The sequence below is a fragment of the Pseudoalteromonas sp. Z9A5 genome (assembly GCF_011378875.1).
In the GTDB taxonomy this organism is placed as follows: Bacteria; Pseudomonadota; Gammaproteobacteria; order Enterobacterales; family Alteromonadaceae; genus Pseudoalteromonas.
This window is the reverse complement of the sequence record NZ_WTLC01000027.1, coordinates 48,041-63,285: the sequence shown is the minus strand read 5'-3', so window position 1 is coordinate 63,285 and position 15,245 is coordinate 48,041. Positions and strand designations below refer to the sequence as shown.

17 protein-coding genes are annotated in these 15,245 nt (G+C 35.3%); 11 read left to right on the top strand and 6 right to left on the bottom strand.

Annotation, left to right across the window (positions count from 1 at the left end; all coding sequences use genetic code 11):
- Window positions 1-125: 125 nt before the first annotated feature.
- Both GQR56_RS14230 and GQR56_RS14225 read right to left on the bottom strand, forming a co-directional pair.
- Window positions 126-983 carry a transporter substrate-binding domain-containing protein gene (locus GQR56_RS14230; protein ID WP_024612571.1) on the bottom strand — a complete coding sequence of 286 codons (858 nt, stop codon included), beginning with the start codon at window positions 981-983 and terminating at the stop codon, window positions 126-128.
- A gap of 134 nt (window positions 984-1,117) precedes the next feature.
- Window positions 1,118-1,285 carry a hypothetical protein gene (locus GQR56_RS14225; RefSeq protein WP_007375427.1) on the bottom strand — a complete coding sequence of 56 codons (168 nt, stop codon included), beginning with the start codon at window positions 1,283-1,285 and terminating at the stop codon, window positions 1,118-1,120.
- A 368-nt stretch (window positions 1,286-1,653) separates the two neighbouring features.
- Here GQR56_RS14225 and GQR56_RS14220 point away from each other — a divergent pair, with 368 nt between their 5' ends.
- Window positions 1,654-2,211, top strand: a complete 558-nt coding sequence (locus GQR56_RS14220) for a hypothetical protein (RefSeq protein WP_166112618.1) — start codon at window positions 1,654-1,656, stop codon at window positions 2,209-2,211.
- Here the strand turns inward: GQR56_RS14220 and GQR56_RS14215 are convergent.
- Window positions 2,198-2,998, bottom strand: coding sequence for a hypothetical protein (locus GQR56_RS14215; protein ID WP_166112615.1), 801 nt, complete (start codon window positions 2,996-2,998; stop codon window positions 2,198-2,200). The two genes, GQR56_RS14220 and GQR56_RS14215, sit on opposite strands and share 14 nt — an antisense overlap.
- A 276-nt stretch (window positions 2,999-3,274) precedes the next feature.
- On the opposite strand from GQR56_RS14215, the gene GQR56_RS14210 reads away from it, so the two are divergent.
- Entirely contained in the window at window positions 3,275-4,015 is a 741-nt protein-coding gene (locus tag GQR56_RS14210; RefSeq protein ID WP_166112612.1) for a glycosyltransferase family 2 protein, read from the top strand.
- Between the two features lie 111 nt (window positions 4,016-4,126).
- Window positions 4,127-5,401: an NADP-dependent isocitrate dehydrogenase gene (gene icd, locus GQR56_RS14205; RefSeq protein ID WP_166112609.1), complete on the top strand. Its 1,275-nt coding sequence runs from the start codon at window positions 4,127-4,129 to the stop codon at window positions 5,399-5,401.
- Between the two features lie 12 nt (window positions 5,402-5,413).
- Here icd and GQR56_RS14200 read toward each other — a convergent pair whose 3' ends face one another.
- The gene (locus GQR56_RS14200; RefSeq protein ID WP_166112606.1) at window positions 5,414-5,860 is read right to left on the bottom strand and encodes a hypothetical protein; all 447 of its coding nucleotides are present in this window, start codon (window positions 5,858-5,860) and stop codon (window positions 5,414-5,416) included.
- Between the two features lie 449 nt (window positions 5,861-6,309).
- On the opposite strand from GQR56_RS14200, the gene GQR56_RS14195 reads away from it, so the two are divergent.
- Both GQR56_RS14195 and GQR56_RS14190 read left to right on the top strand, forming a co-directional pair.
- Complete coding sequence (locus GQR56_RS14195; RefSeq protein ID WP_166112603.1) at window positions 6,310-7,137, top strand: formate/nitrite transporter family protein; 828 nt, start codon at window positions 6,310-6,312, stop codon at window positions 7,135-7,137.
- Between the two features lie 6 nt (window positions 7,138-7,143).
- Window positions 7,144-8,904 (top strand): protein kinase, encoded by a 1,761-nt coding sequence (locus GQR56_RS14190; protein WP_166112600.1) that lies wholly within the window; start codon window positions 7,144-7,146, stop codon window positions 8,902-8,904.
- A 58-nt stretch (window positions 8,905-8,962) separates the two neighbouring features.
- On the opposite strand, the gene GQR56_RS14185 is transcribed toward GQR56_RS14190, so the two are convergent.
- Window positions 8,963-9,169: a hypothetical protein gene (locus GQR56_RS14185; RefSeq protein ID WP_029880556.1), complete on the bottom strand. Its 207-nt coding sequence runs from the start codon at window positions 9,167-9,169 to the stop codon at window positions 8,963-8,965.
- 388 nt (window positions 9,170-9,557) lie between these two features.
- Entirely contained in the window at window positions 9,558-9,938 is a 381-nt protein-coding gene (locus tag GQR56_RS14180; protein ID WP_206018182.1) for a DUF2809 domain-containing protein, read from the bottom strand.
- Between the two features lie 328 nt (window positions 9,939-10,266).
- Here GQR56_RS14180 and GQR56_RS14175 point away from each other — a divergent pair, with 328 nt between their 5' ends.
- From GQR56_RS14175 to GQR56_RS14150, 6 genes are all read left to right on the top strand, one after another.
- Entirely contained in the window at window positions 10,267-10,695 is a 429-nt protein-coding gene (locus GQR56_RS14175; RefSeq protein WP_166112597.1) for a hypothetical protein, read from the top strand.
- A gap of 28 nt (window positions 10,696-10,723) precedes the next feature.
- Window positions 10,724-11,830, top strand: a complete 1,107-nt coding sequence (locus GQR56_RS14170; protein ID WP_166112594.1) for a TerD family protein — start codon at window positions 10,724-10,726, stop codon at window positions 11,828-11,830.
- A gap of 289 nt (window positions 11,831-12,119) precedes the next feature.
- Window positions 12,120-12,695 (top strand): TerD family protein, encoded by a 576-nt coding sequence (locus GQR56_RS14165; RefSeq protein ID WP_166112592.1) that lies wholly within the window; start codon window positions 12,120-12,122, stop codon window positions 12,693-12,695.
- An 83-nt stretch (window positions 12,696-12,778) separates the two neighbouring features.
- Window positions 12,779-13,381, top strand: a complete 603-nt coding sequence (locus GQR56_RS14160) for a TerD family protein (protein ID WP_166112589.1) — start codon at window positions 12,779-12,781, stop codon at window positions 13,379-13,381.
- A gap of 29 nt (window positions 13,382-13,410) precedes the next feature.
- Window positions 13,411-13,989 (top strand): TerD family protein, encoded by a 579-nt coding sequence (locus tag GQR56_RS14155; protein WP_166112585.1) that lies wholly within the window; start codon window positions 13,411-13,413, stop codon window positions 13,987-13,989.
- Window positions 13,990-14,001: 12 nt separating this feature from the next.
- Complete coding sequence (locus GQR56_RS14150) at window positions 14,002-15,087, top strand: sodium:calcium antiporter (protein ID WP_166112582.1); 1,086 nt, start codon at window positions 14,002-14,004, stop codon at window positions 15,085-15,087.
- The last annotated feature ends 158 nt before the right edge of the window (window positions 15,088-15,245 follow it).

Below are 15,245 nucleotides of genomic sequence, written 5' to 3'. Positions count from 1 at the left end.
GAATTATCATTCCATGCTCGCTTTAGCATTTACTATGATGTGGCTACCAATGTGGGCTGATTAATATATATACTACAAAGATCAACAGCCCCTAGCAAATATAAAATTAGATATGTAAACGCCACTTATGTGGCGTTTTTTGTTTGAGCTTCTAAAATTCTTTTTTCTAATAGTGGTCTTAAGTGTTTTGGTAACCATCTAAGAAGTACTTGGTTATATTGCTTAGTTTGTTTTATTTTTTTGAGTTGTTCGTTTAAAAGATTTATATCCTCTGCACCTTGAGCATTTTTGGTACAACCTATAAAACCATAGCTTAAATCGGGTGATTCGGTTAATGCGCGTTGCGTGAGGCTGTCATCAAAGTGCATCAGCTTTGCTAAATAATAATGCTCACTAGGGTAGCCCAATAAAATATCAATACGCTTCAAATTAAGCATGTATGTAAGGCTTGCTAAGCTATCGCGTGTGGGTCTAATGACTAACTCTATGTTAGGCGTAGTATTAATTAGCGTGTCTATCTCTTTACCGTAAGAGCGACTCATGGATACGCCAAGTGTTAGCTTTTTATCCTGTAGTAAATTTAGCAGCGAGATATTTTTATCATTGGGTATATCAAGTGCTTCTGCTAATTTTTTATGTAATGCAATCGAAGGAGAAAGACCCGTTGTTGAGCTTTCCTTTGTAAAATAAATATGATCTTCTCTAAAATCATTTTTATAAAGTGATAACGCACATGCATTATGGGATGTGTTTGATAGCTCTTGAATCACTTTGCCAGAAGGGATGATCATTCGATTAAAGGTAATATTGGGTAACTGTTTTTCTAGGAGAGTGATTATACTTTCGTCACGACCTTGTTTTTGGTATTTGCCATTTAAAATGTAATAGGGTGCAAAGTCGTGCGTTAACCAATTTATGGTTTTAGCATTACTTACTGAGCTTAAACAACAAAAGAGTAGAGGAGTTAAAAATACACGGAGCATTACAACAGCTGCCAGTAATTATTATTGTAAATCTATTGTAACCAACAAAGTGCTAAAAAGTAAAATGCCAGCAACGAGGCTGGCATAATATCTTATCAATAATTGCAATAATAAACGGCAATTAAAGTATTTGGTTAACTAGCTTTAAGCCATTTAACAAATTGGCGTGCATCACTCGCTTTTTGAAACAATGCATTTTTTAAACCTTGTGTATCACTAAAGATTACACGATGTTTGTTTACTGAAATAGACTGCACTGGATGTGCGATTTGGATCATAGACCCATTATATTTATAAGACATAATAAAACTCACTTTATTCTTGTTATTTATTCTGCGCTATTTTTTTATAGCAAAATGCAGTTAATAAATAAACGATGTTGTGTTTAGCTTCATTACAGTGTTGACGATCTTTATGACACTTTTGCGATGATAGTAAAATTCATCTCGGTATTTTTAAGGGGTTCTCGCCGTACAATAACTTAGCTTTCAAATATACGTTTTGCGGGGCTTACTGGATCAGGGTAAATGGTTAACCGCGGCGGTTTCTTCAAACCAGAGAGGGAAGGTAACTTAAATATATTGTGTGTGCAAGCTATTTATATAAAATAATTTATAATACTTTTTATCAACTGCTTACAAACGTGTTTTTAAATAGTAAAAGGATAAGTATGGATTACGTAATTGTCAGCGATATTTTTGGTTTAACACCCGCTTTAACACGGTTTAAAATGGGTGTTAGCAGTAATAGTATGCTTATAGATCCATACAGCGGTAAGCTGCAAGTCATTGAAAGTGAAGCTAATCACTATGAAAAGTTTATAAAACACTGCGACCACGACAAATATACCGAAAAGGTTAAAGAATGCTTTAATGCACTTAAGAGTCCTACAACTTGTATTGCTTTTAGTGCAGGTGCAAGTGCAGCATGGCGTGCTCAGTTACTCACAGGCAATCCACATCTTAAAAAGCTCATAGGATTTTATCCATCGCAATTACGTAATCATTTACAGCTAAATGCAAAAGTACCGTGTGAGTTCATTTTTCCAAATCATGAAGTACATTTTAATGTAGATGATGTTATAGCCAATTTGGGGCGTAAAGAATTGGTAGAGTGTAAAAAAGTAGAATACTTACATGGGTTTATGAATAAATATTCAGTAAATTTTAACGCGAATGCCTATAACTATTTTTGTAATTACTTAAAAAATAACGCTATAGCTGATTAAGTTGTGCTTTGGTAATATCAGGAAAATTTGTACGCGTGTTGTACTGTGTATAAAGTGAAGAAAACACACTGCTACTCGATAATCTATCGAGCTCTTTTATGAATTTTTTAGCGTTTGAACGCGCAGGTCTACAGCATGTTTGATATGCTTTTATAACTTCAGCCACTGTTTTTCCTTGTTTTTGAAGAGCTAGATCCGCCTCTACAAAGAAGGCTGCACCACTCCAATAAACACGCTGTTGAGCGCGTTGTCGCCACATATCGGCAGACAGTTTATTAAGTGGTTGTTGCTTTGTTTTTGCTTGTTTGCGTGCACGTTCAAATCCGGCATTAAGTCGCTGTACAAATTGGGCTTGAGTTATAATACCGCTATCACGCATTATTTTATTTTGCATATAACTCGCAAAACCTTCGCTTAACCAAAACCCTGAGTAAGGCAATAGTGGCAGGTATAAATGCGATAATTCGTGGTAAAGCGTCCAATCTTTTGTAAATTCACTTAAACTTGCTTGTTGGTCTATATGTAACTCCAAACCATCGGGATCATTTCGTTTTACACTAGCCCAAGGCACAGGCTCAAGAGCAAAGTGTTTGGGCTTTAAATAAATAGGTAAAACACTTTGTTTTAAAGGACCAAGCGTATTTTTTGTTTTTTTAACACTTTGATTGATCCAAGTAGATACTGTTTTTTGACCATTATTGGTAAGTGAGTTTATGTTATGTATAACCACTTCAACTGCATTTATGTTACATGTAATAAATAGTGGCAATATCAATAATATCTTCATGTTATTTACTCTATTTTTAACTAATCACAAAGACTATACCAATAAAAGTTAAATATTAAATGATCGGAATTAAGCGTGTGATTAACGGGGATAATTGAGTTGTGGTTTAGCCGTTATGAATTTTTAACGCGATTAAATTACGTATAGGTTTCACTGTTTTTTGCTAAAAAATAGGGTGGTTAAATTTAAAATCAGTAAAAATTCAACAATTGCATTATTTAGTTATCTAATCAGTTTATAATGTTGGCGCTATGTTAATTAATAAAAGGAAAGTCCGTGAAATTATCTGTTTGTATTATTTGTAAAAATGAAGGAAGTACACTTGAACGATGCTTGGAGTCGGTAAAGTGGGCTGATGAAATTATTGTACTTGATTCAGGTAGTACAGATGAAACATTGGCAATAGCTAAAAAATACACAGATAAAGTATTCGTTCGTGCCGACTGGGAAGGATTTGGTGAGCAACGCCAAAGAGCAGAAGCTTTAGCAAGTAACGACTGGATTTTTGCAATTGATTGTGACGAAGTCGTTAGTGATGAATTAGGTGCTGAAATACGAGATAACCTTGCTAAATGTAAAGAAAAAGACGTACTAGTACTTAATAGATTAACGCACTTTTGTGGTCAATTTATTCGTCATAGTGGATGGTACCCAAGCCGTATTTCTCGTATCTACAATAAAAACACAACGAGTTACAATAATAATTTGGTACACGAATCGGTAGTGGTTAAAGGCTGTAACTTGATTAACTTAAAGGCAGATTTATTGCACTTTCAATACGAAGATATTTTTGCATATATAAATAAAAGAAATAACTATGCCAATATTGGTGCAGACCAAATGATTAGGAAAGGCAAAAAATCATCCATATTAAAAGCAATAAGCTCAGCAACATTTGCTTTTATTCGTCATTACTTTTTACGACTTGGCTTTTTAGATGGAAGAGCTGGTTTTGTAATTGCAGTAATACAAAGCCAATACAGTTTTAATAAATATTTATTTGCTACTTATAGATAAAAATAAAAGCTCTATATTTTTTAAACTGATAGTAACTATAAAAAAGTGAATACAGACACACCAAACTGATCATGCTTTAATAATATTAATAAAGCTTTGTAGGTGTTAGCAATGCAGTACCAACATATAAATGTACCAGAGCAAGGTCAAAATATAACAATAGATGAGCGCGGGGACTGGCAAATCCCTCTCGAACCTATAATTGCTTATATTGACGGCGATGGTGTGGGTTTAGATGTTATGCCAGTAATGCGTAATGTGGTTAATCGTGCTGTTGAACACTGTTATAAAACGGCGCGAAAAATTCATTGGATGCAAGTTTACAACGGCGAACAAGCAGCTAAATTATATGACGGTGATTGGTTCCCGCAAGAAACAATTAACGCGGTACGTACTTGTAAAATAGCCATAAAAGGGCCACTAACAACTCCGCTTGGTGGTGGCTTTCGCTCACTTAATGTTGCGCTTAGACAAGAAATGGATTTGTTTGTAAATATGCGCACCATTAAAGGCTTTAGTGCGCTTCCTTCTCCTTTAAAAAATCCTTTTTTAACTAACATAACGGTGCTTCGCGATAGTAGCGAAGATGTTTATTCAGGTATTGAATGGCAAGCGGGCAGTATTGAAAGTGAAAAAATGCTCGACTTTTTATGTGAAGAAATGGGTGTAACGCGCTTGAGGTTTACACAAGAGTGCGGCATTGGCATTAAAAACATTTCAAAAGAGGGTTCTGAGCGATTAGTACGTTATGCAATAAACTACGCACTAAAAAATAACAGTAACTCACTGACTATTGTGCATAAAGGTAATGTACTTAAATTTACCGATGGTGCATTTAAACGTTGGGGGTTCGCACTTGCTAAAAAAGAATTTAAAGCTATAAATCATCAAAATGGTCGTTGGCTACTAATAGAGCGATCAGATCAAGAACCATTAATTATTAAAGAAGTAATAGCCGATAACATGCTTCAGCAATGTTTAATGCATCCAGAACAGTTTGATGTAGTAGCCACTACTAATCAAAATGGCGACTTTTTAGCTGATATGCTTAGCGCGCAAGTGGGTGGAGTTGGCATAATGCCCGCTGCAAATTTAAATAACGAAGTGGCATTTTTTGAACCAACACATGGCACGTTTGAACGTATAGCGGGACAAAATAAAGCCAATCCGAGCAGCAGTATTTTAAGTGCAGTGTTAATGCTTAAATTTATGAAGTGGGATAAAGCCGCAATATTGATTGAAAACGCATTAGAAAAAACCTTCGCAAGTTCCCAAGTAACTTTTGATTTAGCACCTAATAAAGATGATTCTAATAATTCAATATCTAATAACTCGATAACCCTAAGTTGCACAGACTTTGCACAAAAGGTTATCGAGCATTTTTAAACACCCCCATTTTTAAGCTGCTGATGCATTAGCAATCTGCACTGTGTGCATACAAGGGCGATTAGTTAATTGTGCAGCGCGATGATAAATGGCATGTGCATTTGGCTCATCACAGTGTGTACCGCTTAGCGTATCCATTAATGCTACAACAATAATGGCAGGTACTTGGCAGCAGTATTCATCAAGCACGGCTTCTGTTGTTTGTGCGTTCATATGGCAATGTGGATGATTTTTTTGTTGATACGCATTTAATAGCGTGTCTACTTCAAGAGTATCACTTGGTTGATGCTTATTTTTACGACAAGTACACCCAAATTCATCAACTAACGTAGCTAAAGCTTGGTAAATCTCAGTCGTTTTTAAAGTCGCTTTAGTACATAACTGCTCTTTAATGAATTGATGTAAATTAGCATCAATGAATAATCCGTCTTGGTGTGTGAAGATAGCGGTAGTTGGCATAATAATTACTCTTAGTTTGTTGGCTTAACTTCACTCTAGCGCTAAGTATATTATTAATGAAATTGTTGTTTTCAATAACTGATATTGATTTTATCAATACTGTAGCTGGATGCTTCTTTTTAAGGTTGTTATTTATAATGTTTAATTACTTTATTTGGTGCAAAACGGCTTTTAATGCACAAAAATAGCGCGTAAATATCATTTTTAAAATTACATTAAATCAACTAACTACTTGTTTTTAAATAGCTATAATTTAATTTTTTGTAATGGCACCAACTTTGCAAATTAACATACAGTAAGGTTTCTCCCCTTGCTAAGACCAATATGATTCCAGACGAAGACGTCTACACATTTACTTTAAAAAAGTAAGGTGTAGGCGTTTTTTTTTGCTTGCAATATATTGCTGCAAATGGAAATTAAAATAGCACTACCAAAATAAAGGTAAAAAAATGGCTTATTTAATCCCTACCGAATTTGTAACTAAAATGGTGGACTCTGGTGAGTCTAAAATTTATATGTCAACGCGCGATACGTTAATTCGTGCATTTATGGCTGGCGCTATTTTAGCGTTAGCTGCAGTGTTTGCAATTACCGTTAGCATTGCCACTGGCTCACATTTAGTGGGCTCGATGTTGTTTCCCGTTGGTTTTATTATGTTGTACTTAATGGGTTTTGATTTACTGACGGGTGTATTTGTACTTACGCCACTAGCATGGCTTGCAAAGCGACCAGGCGTTACGTGGTCGCAAATATTACCGCATTGGGGCAAAGTGTTTTTGGGTAATTTTTTAGGGGCGCTAACGGTTGCTTTTATGATGTCGTTTATTTTTACTTATGGGTACAACATAGATGGCGGTGCAATTGCTAAAAAAGTTGCTGCAATAGGCGAGGCGCGTACTTTGGGCTATGCCGAATTTGGAACAGCAGGTTGGTTAACTATATTTATTAGAGGCATGTTATGCAACTGGATGGTGTCGCTTGGGGTTGTTGGCGCAATGATTTCAACAAATGTAAGCGGTAAAGTAATTGCCATGTGGATGCCGGTTATGTTGTTCTTTTTTATGGGCTTTGAGCACTCAGTAGTGAATATGTTTTTATTCCCGTTTGCGCTTATTATGGGCGGTGAATTTTCGGTAATGGATTACTTAATTTGGAACGAAATTCCAACCGTATTAGGTAACTTAGTCGGTGGCTTGGCGTTTACTGGTTTAACGTTATACACCACGCACTACAAAACAGCGCCAAAGCGTCACATTCAAACGCCGCATACGAGTTAATAACCGATGACTGCCTTAACACTCAATACTGGGTATTTTACAACACAAGGTTGTAAAAGTATAAATCAAGACTTTGTTTTGTCCCGAGTGCCAATATTAGATGAGCTTAACCTTAAAGGTGCCGTGTTTGCTATTAGCGATGGGGTAGGTAGCAGTTTAGTTAGCCAAGTAGCGAGTGAAAGTGCGGTTAAGCGCTTTATTAACGATTATTATTGTACATCACCAGCATGGTCCGTTGAGCATGCTGGTGGTCAAGTATTTAAAAGTGTAAATGCCCATTTATATTGTAAAAATCAGCACAGCCCTTATAAGTACAATCTTGAAAAAGGTTATGTATGTACTTTTTCAGCGCTTATTTTGCAAAACCAATGCGCTCATATTTTTCATGTGGGTGATTCACGTATTTATCGCCTTCGTAATAACCAACTTACATTGTTAACAACTGATCATAATATACAAGCCAATGGTCAAACGGTACTAAGCCAAGCGCTCGGAATAACGCCACATTTTAAGTTCGACTACCTTTGTGAGCCATTAATCGTTGGTGATGTGTTTTTATTGATGACCGACGGCATATTTAACTTTTTGACTGAAGAGCGTATTTTAGCGTTATTAAACTATCAAAAAAATGACTTAAACACGCAAGCTAAAATAGTTGTCGATGAAGCAGTTAATGCTGGTAGTAACGACAACCTAACCATGCAGGTTATTGTAATAAATCAGCTCGCGAAAGCACAAATAAATAAACTGGATGAATTAAGTATTCCACCTATTTTAAAAGAAGGTGATTTATTTGAAAGCAATAAACTTGGCTCTATTCAAGAAGGCGTTTATGGATCTCAAGGGTATAAAATAAGGCGTGTTATTCATTCATCGAATCGAAGCCACGTTTATTTAGCGCTCGACTTAAAAACTGCCGACTTTGTCATAATTAAAGCGCCGTCAGTAGAGCTAACAAATAACGCCGCACAGTTAAATAGGTTATTAACTGAGGAGTGGGTGCTTAACAAAGTAAATCATAAAGTAAACAATCAGCACATAGTTAAAGCAGTGCCACCGCATAGTGCGCGTAATTTTTATTATACAGTTACCGAATATATAGAAGGGCAGACTTTAGCCCAGTTTTTATTAGACAATCCAACTCCTAATCTTGAAAAAATACGCGATATTACAGAACAAATAGCGAAAGGATTAACAGCGCTACATAAAGTTGATATTTTACATCAAGACATTCGACCTGAAAATATTTTAATAGATAGTAGTGGCTTAGTGACTATTATCGATTTAGGTTCAGCCAAAATAATGGGCGTAACCGATGGCAATGGCGATGAAATACTTGGCACTGCAATGTACACTGCACCTGAATATTTGGTGGGATCGGGGGCGAGTGAGCGATCCGATTTATACTCACTCGCAGTGCTTACTTATTATATGTTAAGCGGGCGATATCCATATGGTACAAAAGCCGCCAAAGCGCATAACATAGCCGCGCAAAGTAAGTTAAGTTATATAAGCGTGATTGATACAAAACGCGATATACCCTTGTGGTTAGACGCTACGCTTAAAAAAGCATTACAGCCAAACCCAGCTTATCGGTACCAGGTAATGTCGGAGTTTATTTACGATTTACGCCACCCTAATAACAGTTTGTTAGGCACTGGTAGCATTGCGTGGGCGGAGAAAAACCCAGTGGTATTTTGGCGTGGCTTATCGTTGCTATTAGCAATATCACTGGTTATAAGCTGGCTGATTTTTATATCAAAGTAATTAGATATAGCAATTTTAAACGTGTTTATTATCACTGGGTAATAAGGTACTTATAGCATTAAAGCTTAATAAAATAGGGAATTGCTACCAAAATAGTGCCCACAATAAGCAACATCGATACGCTCGTCACAAAGTACGGAAACACTAACAACGACAAGCCTATACACAATGGCACAACGGCTTTTTTCCTTCGTCCATAAGTTAGGTAGCCAATGCCTATGCCACCAAATAAAACACTCCACGCAATAATTGATGATGAATCCATTTAGTTTTCTCCGTTAGAATTAGTTACGTCAGTACAGCTTTTAGCTCAGCTAAAGCGCTATCAGTATTTTTGTGTGCTAACTAGCGCGCACAAGGTAAGTGGTCAAAGCAAAATATTCAAGCCCGATAAATCTAAACCAGCTTTTACAAGCGCCATCAACTTTATTATTTTCCATTTTGGATGGAGTTCATTCAAAAATATACCCATTAAGCTTTATAATAAACCTCGCAACATCATAAGTAGGCTTATCTTTTTTTGCAAAAAGCGCATTCATCTGTGTAGGTCGCTTCAACGAGTGAGTGATATGAAACTAGCTCAAATTTAATCTCACATTAAATGTCTTTCAAAGTAACTATTTAAGTTAAATTATATTGTTAAAGCTCATTAATTACAGCTGTTTACTTTTAAATCGATAAAATTCAATTAATAAAATACACGCCCAACCTATTCCATATGCAAGAATATCTAACCAATCAAATGTAGATCCTATTATTATACGCGCCGCTTTAATGTGTTGAAGACCAAGAAGGGTTACTAAATTAAAAAACTGTGCAACTTCAATCATGCAAGCAAACAAAAGCACGGAGTGGGCCAACGTAGAGTTTTTAATTTTAATAAACGACTTAACAAAAAGGTACAACCAGCCAACAACCAATACATCGCCAAGAAACGGGCGTACAAATTGATCATTAACAAAAAGTGCAATGTATATAAGTGAACCAAGAAAAAGCAGACTTAATAAAAAACTTTTTATGTTAAATTTTAACAATTTGAACCCTTGTTTTTAATATATTAAATAATGCTGAAATAGACATCCCACACACTTTATATAAAAATGTGGTTGTTATCAAAATTAGCAATGTTCCTCTATGCAAAATTCTTTGTATTAGATATTGATGAAGATGAGTAATTAGTCATCACAAGATATAAAAGTTGGTTAGGTTTTATGAAATTTTAAAATAGTTTATTGGTTAACAAGCGTAATATCTGACAGTAATTTAGTACCCTTTTTTTATCTTATTTATGCAGGTATGATACTTTTATAGAGTGTATTAAGTAGTACCGTATATTTTTAAACTTAATTTCTGAGAAACTAAATGAATAAAAAATTGTCTTTCAATAATGGTGAAATTAGTGATAACTACGCAAGTATTTTAGTTTCACATTTTGATTGCAGCCAAGTAACCACTTTGCTTGAATATAAAGGTTACAAACTTGTTGTAGATTCTTGTGTTGATATTTCACTACCTGATGAAACTGTATTATCAGGACCTGAAGTTTTAAAATTAGTTGAAAATAAAAGCCTCTCGTTAAATGAACTCATTGCATTTTTAGCTGGTGAAGAATCAGAGAAAACAAACGAGATTTATGAGTTTGAAGCGTGTGCCTGGTTTGAGTGGCGAAGTGGTAATGGTGACTGGGCAAGTGAGCCGTTTGACACCATGTATGAATCACTAGATGATAATATTAAAAAACTCAGCGAGCTTCTTGATGAAGAAGGGCTGGAGTTAGAACACATTGATTAGCAGTTACATATTTTAAAAGGAATTCGTTTTGGGAATACTCGTTATAGGTAGTAATACAAACATTACTCAACCAAGCTTTACAATAAAACATACAATTAATGACTCGGTTGATATTTCAGTTTTTTGTTTAGGTGAAAATGGCAAAGTACATAATGACGATGGTATGGTTTTTTACGGAGCGCCTAAAAGTCCTTGCGGCACCATTAATATACAATCTAAAGCAATTTTAGTTGATCTTGAAAATGTACCTTCTAACATAGAAAAGTTCTCTATAACTGCCACAGTCGATAATGACACCTTTGCGTCTCAGTCAAATATTTCTTTTACTGGTCCTGATTTTGAATGCCAATTTGATACTGATGGACGTTCTGAATCTGCACTTATTTTATTAGAAATTTATAAACGAAATAATAGTTGGAAGGTCAAGTTTGTTGGTCAAGGTTTCAATGGCGGTCTAAAGCCATTAGCTGAACATTATGGTGTAGATATAGCTGATGAACCGGTAGTTAAACCATCATCACCTAAGCCAGCACCTGTAACTACGCCTGCACCAACAGTAAATTTGAGTAAAATTAGTTTAACTAAAAGCTCTCCTAAAGTTGATCTCATTAAAAAGGCTGGATCATTAGGTTTAATAAAAGTTAATTTAAACTGGGAAAAGGGTAAAAGTAGCTTTTTTAGCTCAGGAATAGATCTTGATCTTGGTGCATTTATAGAGCTCAAAAACGGTGACAAGAGCATAGTGCAAGCTTTAGGTAATCGTTTTGAATATAGCCCTTATATTAAGTTATTAGCTGATGACAGAACGGGTGATAGCTCAAATGGTGAATGGATACACATTGATGGTAATAATATTAATAATGTAAAACGTATTATTATTTTTACTTTTATTTATTCAGGCAGTCCAAATTGGGACAAAGCAAATGCAGTAGTAACGTTGCATGTACCAGATATGCCGCCTATCGAAACTCAGCTAAATGAAACCTCAAGTAATACAGGGTTTTGTGCAATTGCAGAGCTAACCGTAAAAAACAATACTGTTGCGGTAGAGAGACTTAATCGCTTTTTTAAAGGTCATGCAGATTGTGATAAAGCATATGGATGGGGCTTTAAATGGAGCGCAGGAAGTAAATAACGAACCTTAAAATGAGAAGAGCTGATGCCTATAGGCTCAGAGATGTTACTGTATTACACTCTTATAGTGAAATAGCTAAAAAAATATTAGATTTTGAATTCATTATTATGAGTTTTCTCATTGCATTTTTAAGGTATAAAGGCAATAAATATGAGACTAAGAAGTCTTATTATCTTGCTCTTGTTTAGATAGTTCATTATGGTATTATTTTTTTAAGTCGATACATTAAACTTGTATCGTAAGTGTTTTATTTTTATTCGTTTACATAAATTATAAAGGAGTTTTTAAAATGGCAGTATCTTTACAAAAAGGTGGTAATGTTTCTCTAGAGAAAGTTGCTCCAGGGATGACAAATTGTTTATTAGGTTTAGGTTGGGATTCTCGTGCTACAGACGGCGCTGATTTTGACTTAGATGCATCGGTATTTATGTTAAATGCTGAAGGCAAAGTTAAAGCTGATAACGGCTTTATCTTTTTTAATAATTTAGTTTCTGAATGTAAATCAGTAGAACATACTGGCGACAACTTAACGGGTGAAGGCGAAGGCGATGATGAATCTATCAAAGTTAGCCTTAAAGATATCCCAGCAGACATTACTAAAATAGTAGTTGCTGTAACTATTCATGATGCTGAATCAAGAAAACAAAATTTTGGTCAAGTATCAAACGCATTTATTCGTATTGTTAATGCTTCATCAAATGAAGAAGTTGCACGTTATGACCTATCTGAAGATTACTCAATCGAAACTGCATTGATCTTCGGTGAGTTATACCGCCATAACGGTGAATGGAAATTTAAAGCGATTGGTCAGGGTTTTGAAGGTGGTCTTGCACCTTTAGCTCGTCAATACGGCGTTTCTGTTTAATACCGAATATAAATAGTTAACCAATAAATCAGTTGAAATTAATTATAGTTTCAACTGATTTTTTTTAATATAAAGGATTTAAAATGGCAATTTCATTACAAAAAGGTCAGAAAATCAGCCTTGAAAAGTCTAATGGTTCTAGCTTAACAAACATCTGTGTAGGCGTTAACTGGGGAGCTATTGAGAAAAAAGGCTTCTTTGGTAAAAAAATGGTTGCAGTAGATTTAGACGCAAGTTGTGCTGTATTTGATGCTGACAAAAAGCTATTAGACATTGTATATTTCGGAAAATTAAACTCGACAGGTATTCAGCATTCGGGCGACGATTTAACCGGTGATACTGATGGCGATGATGGACTAGATAACGAAGTAATTAACGTTAACTTGAGCCAGTTACCAGCTAATGCAGAACAAATTGTATTTGTACTTAACTCGTTCAGTGGCGATGACTTTAAAACAATTCCTTTTGCGTCAATTCGTTTATACGAAGGCACACCTAGTCGCGTTGATTCGATTCATGCAGTATACGATATTGCAAACGATCCTAAGTTTGCGGGTTCTGTTTCTATGATTTTAGGTAAATTATATAAGCATAATGGCAACTGGAAATTTTCTGCGATTGGTGAAACAACAAGTGATAAAAAGCTTGAACAAACAATCAAAACAGCAGAAAGCAGCTACCTGTAAAGTATTTATAGATATTAAAGGAGTAATTAATGGCAATATCCTTACAAAAGGGTGCAAATGTATCTCTTGAAAAAATTGCACCTGGTATCAGTAAGTGTTTAGTCGGGCTCGGTTGGGATTCACGATCATCAGATGGCGCTGATTTTGATTTAGACGCATCAGCGTTTATGTTAAATGAAGCTGGAAAAATTATATCTGATCAACACTTTATTTTTTATGGTGCGTTAACTTCACCTTGCTTATCAATAGAGCATACTGGAGATAACTTAACTGGGGACGGAGATGGAGATGATGAGTCAATTAAAATTGATTTATCAATCGTGCCTAGTAACGTTCATAAAATTGTAATTGGTGTAACCATTCATGATGCAAATGCCAGATCTCAAAACTTTGGACAAGTATCGAATGCATTTATACGTGTTGTTGATGAAAAGTCAGGCGAAGAAATAATTCGTTATGATTTATCAGAAGATTATTCAACCGAAACAGCCATTATTTTTGGCGAGCTTTACAGACATAACAATGAGTGGAAGTTTAGAGCGGTAGGTCAAGGGTACGCAGGTGGTCTGCATGCTATGGCTGTTAATTATGGCGTTAATATTGCCTAGTCGGAGAAAGACGTGTTAGATACAATATTACCATTTATATATATTATTTTGTCGTGTTACTTACTTAAGTTTGCGTGCGACACATTTGAGCAGGCTGCAGGGTATTTAGGTCGTAACTTCCCGCCAGGGGTTAAAGGTGCAACAGTAAATGCTATTGGTTCTAGCATGCCGGAAATGTGTGTTGTAATCGCTTGTTTATTTTGGTTTAACGACCCATCTCTCGTTATGGTTGCTTTAGGTGTTACAGCGGGTTCTGCTATCTTTAATGGTTGTGTTATACCTGCTTTGTCTATCATTATGGCTAAAGATGGAAATGGTAAATCGGTAGAGTATATTGAACTTAATAAACGTGTACTTTTACGTGATGTTTTTTGGGTTTTAATCGCAGAAATTACGTTAATTGTTTGCCTTGGTTTTAATAGTTTTACAATTTGGATGGCTGTAATATTAAATGTAATTTATTTTTTATATGCGGTTCATTTATATTTTGATGCTAAAAATCATGTAAGCGGCGACGATGAAGAAGAATATGAGTATGAAGAGATTGAAGACAAAGGTGTTATCGCGAATATCTTTACCTTTAACTTTAACGCGTTATTTTTCTCAAATCGTACCTTTACGGCAACAAGTGCTGTAGTTGTTATATCATTAGCTATTGCAGTTATTTCGGGTGCTTCTCACATACTTGTTGAAGGTGTTTTAGGCAGCGCAACAGTATTAGGTGTACCTCAATTTTTTGCTGGTTTAGTTTTTGGTGCTGCTGCATCGTCTGTACCAGACTTAATTTTATCAATTAAAGATGCTCAAAAAGGCGAATACGAAGATGCAGTTGCTAATCCATTAGCATCTAACACTTTTGATACGACCATTGCATTTGCACTCCCATTATTAGCTTGGTTTATAATTAATGGTGTGGATTCTTTACCACTTGTACAAGATGCCAACTTAACAATATTACGTTGGTCAATTGTTGGGGTAACGGCTGCAGTTGCTGCGAGCTTATTATTTAATTATAAAAAAGTGACAAAAACCATAGCGTATTTTTTACTTGCTATGTTTGCTGTTTGGGCAGCGAGTATGTACTTCGTTATTCAATAGGTATTTAATTAGTCTCAAGCGCTATAAGCTTGATATTATTAAACGTTATGGGCTTAAATATTAAGCCCATTTATAATTGTGGTGTATGAATTTTGGGTTTATAAATTTATTATTTATTTATATACTCCTCGTCTTGGCACTTCAAATATCTAAACTAT

What these genes read in the sequence shown, in the direction of transcription:
- GQR56_RS14175 (WP_166112597.1), top strand. Translation starts at nt 10,267, where the DNA reads ATGAATAAAAAATTGTCTTTCAATAATGGTGAAATTAGTGATAACTAC.
- icd (WP_166112609.1), top strand. Translation starts at nt 4,127, where the DNA reads ATGCAGTACCAACATATAAATGTACCAGAGCAAGGTCAAAATATAACA.
- GQR56_RS14220 (WP_166112618.1), top strand. Translation starts at nt 1,654, where the DNA reads ATGGATTACGTAATTGTCAGCGATATTTTTGGTTTAACACCCGCTTTA.
- GQR56_RS14165 (WP_166112592.1), top strand. Translation starts at nt 12,120, where the DNA reads ATGGCAGTATCTTTACAAAAAGGTGGTAATGTTTCTCTAGAGAAAGTT.
- GQR56_RS14190 (WP_166112600.1), top strand. Translation starts at nt 7,144, where the DNA reads ATGACTGCCTTAACACTCAATACTGGGTATTTTACAACACAAGGTTGT.
- GQR56_RS14155 (WP_166112585.1), top strand. Translation starts at nt 13,411, where the DNA reads ATGGCAATATCCTTACAAAAGGGTGCAAATGTATCTCTTGAAAAAATT.
- GQR56_RS14225 (WP_007375427.1), bottom strand. Translation starts at nt 1,285, where the DNA reads ATGTCTTATAAATATAATGGGTCTATGATCCAAATCGCACATCCAGTG.
- GQR56_RS14195 (WP_166112603.1), top strand. Translation starts at nt 6,310, where the DNA reads ATGGCTTATTTAATCCCTACCGAATTTGTAACTAAAATGGTGGACTCT.
- GQR56_RS14185 (WP_029880556.1), bottom strand. Translation starts at nt 9,169, where the DNA reads ATGGATTCATCATCAATTATTGCGTGGAGTGTTTTATTTGGTGGCATA.
- GQR56_RS14215 (WP_166112615.1), bottom strand. Translation starts at nt 2,998, where the DNA reads ATGAAGATATTATTGATATTGCCACTATTTATTACATGTAACATAAAT.
- GQR56_RS14230 (WP_024612571.1), bottom strand. Translation starts at nt 983, where the DNA reads ATGCTCCGTGTATTTTTAACTCCTCTACTCTTTTGTTGTTTAAGCTCA.
- GQR56_RS14200 (WP_166112606.1), bottom strand. Translation starts at nt 5,860, where the DNA reads ATGCCAACTACCGCTATCTTCACACACCAAGACGGATTATTCATTGAT.
- GQR56_RS14160 (WP_166112589.1), top strand. Translation starts at nt 12,779, where the DNA reads ATGGCAATTTCATTACAAAAAGGTCAGAAAATCAGCCTTGAAAAGTCT.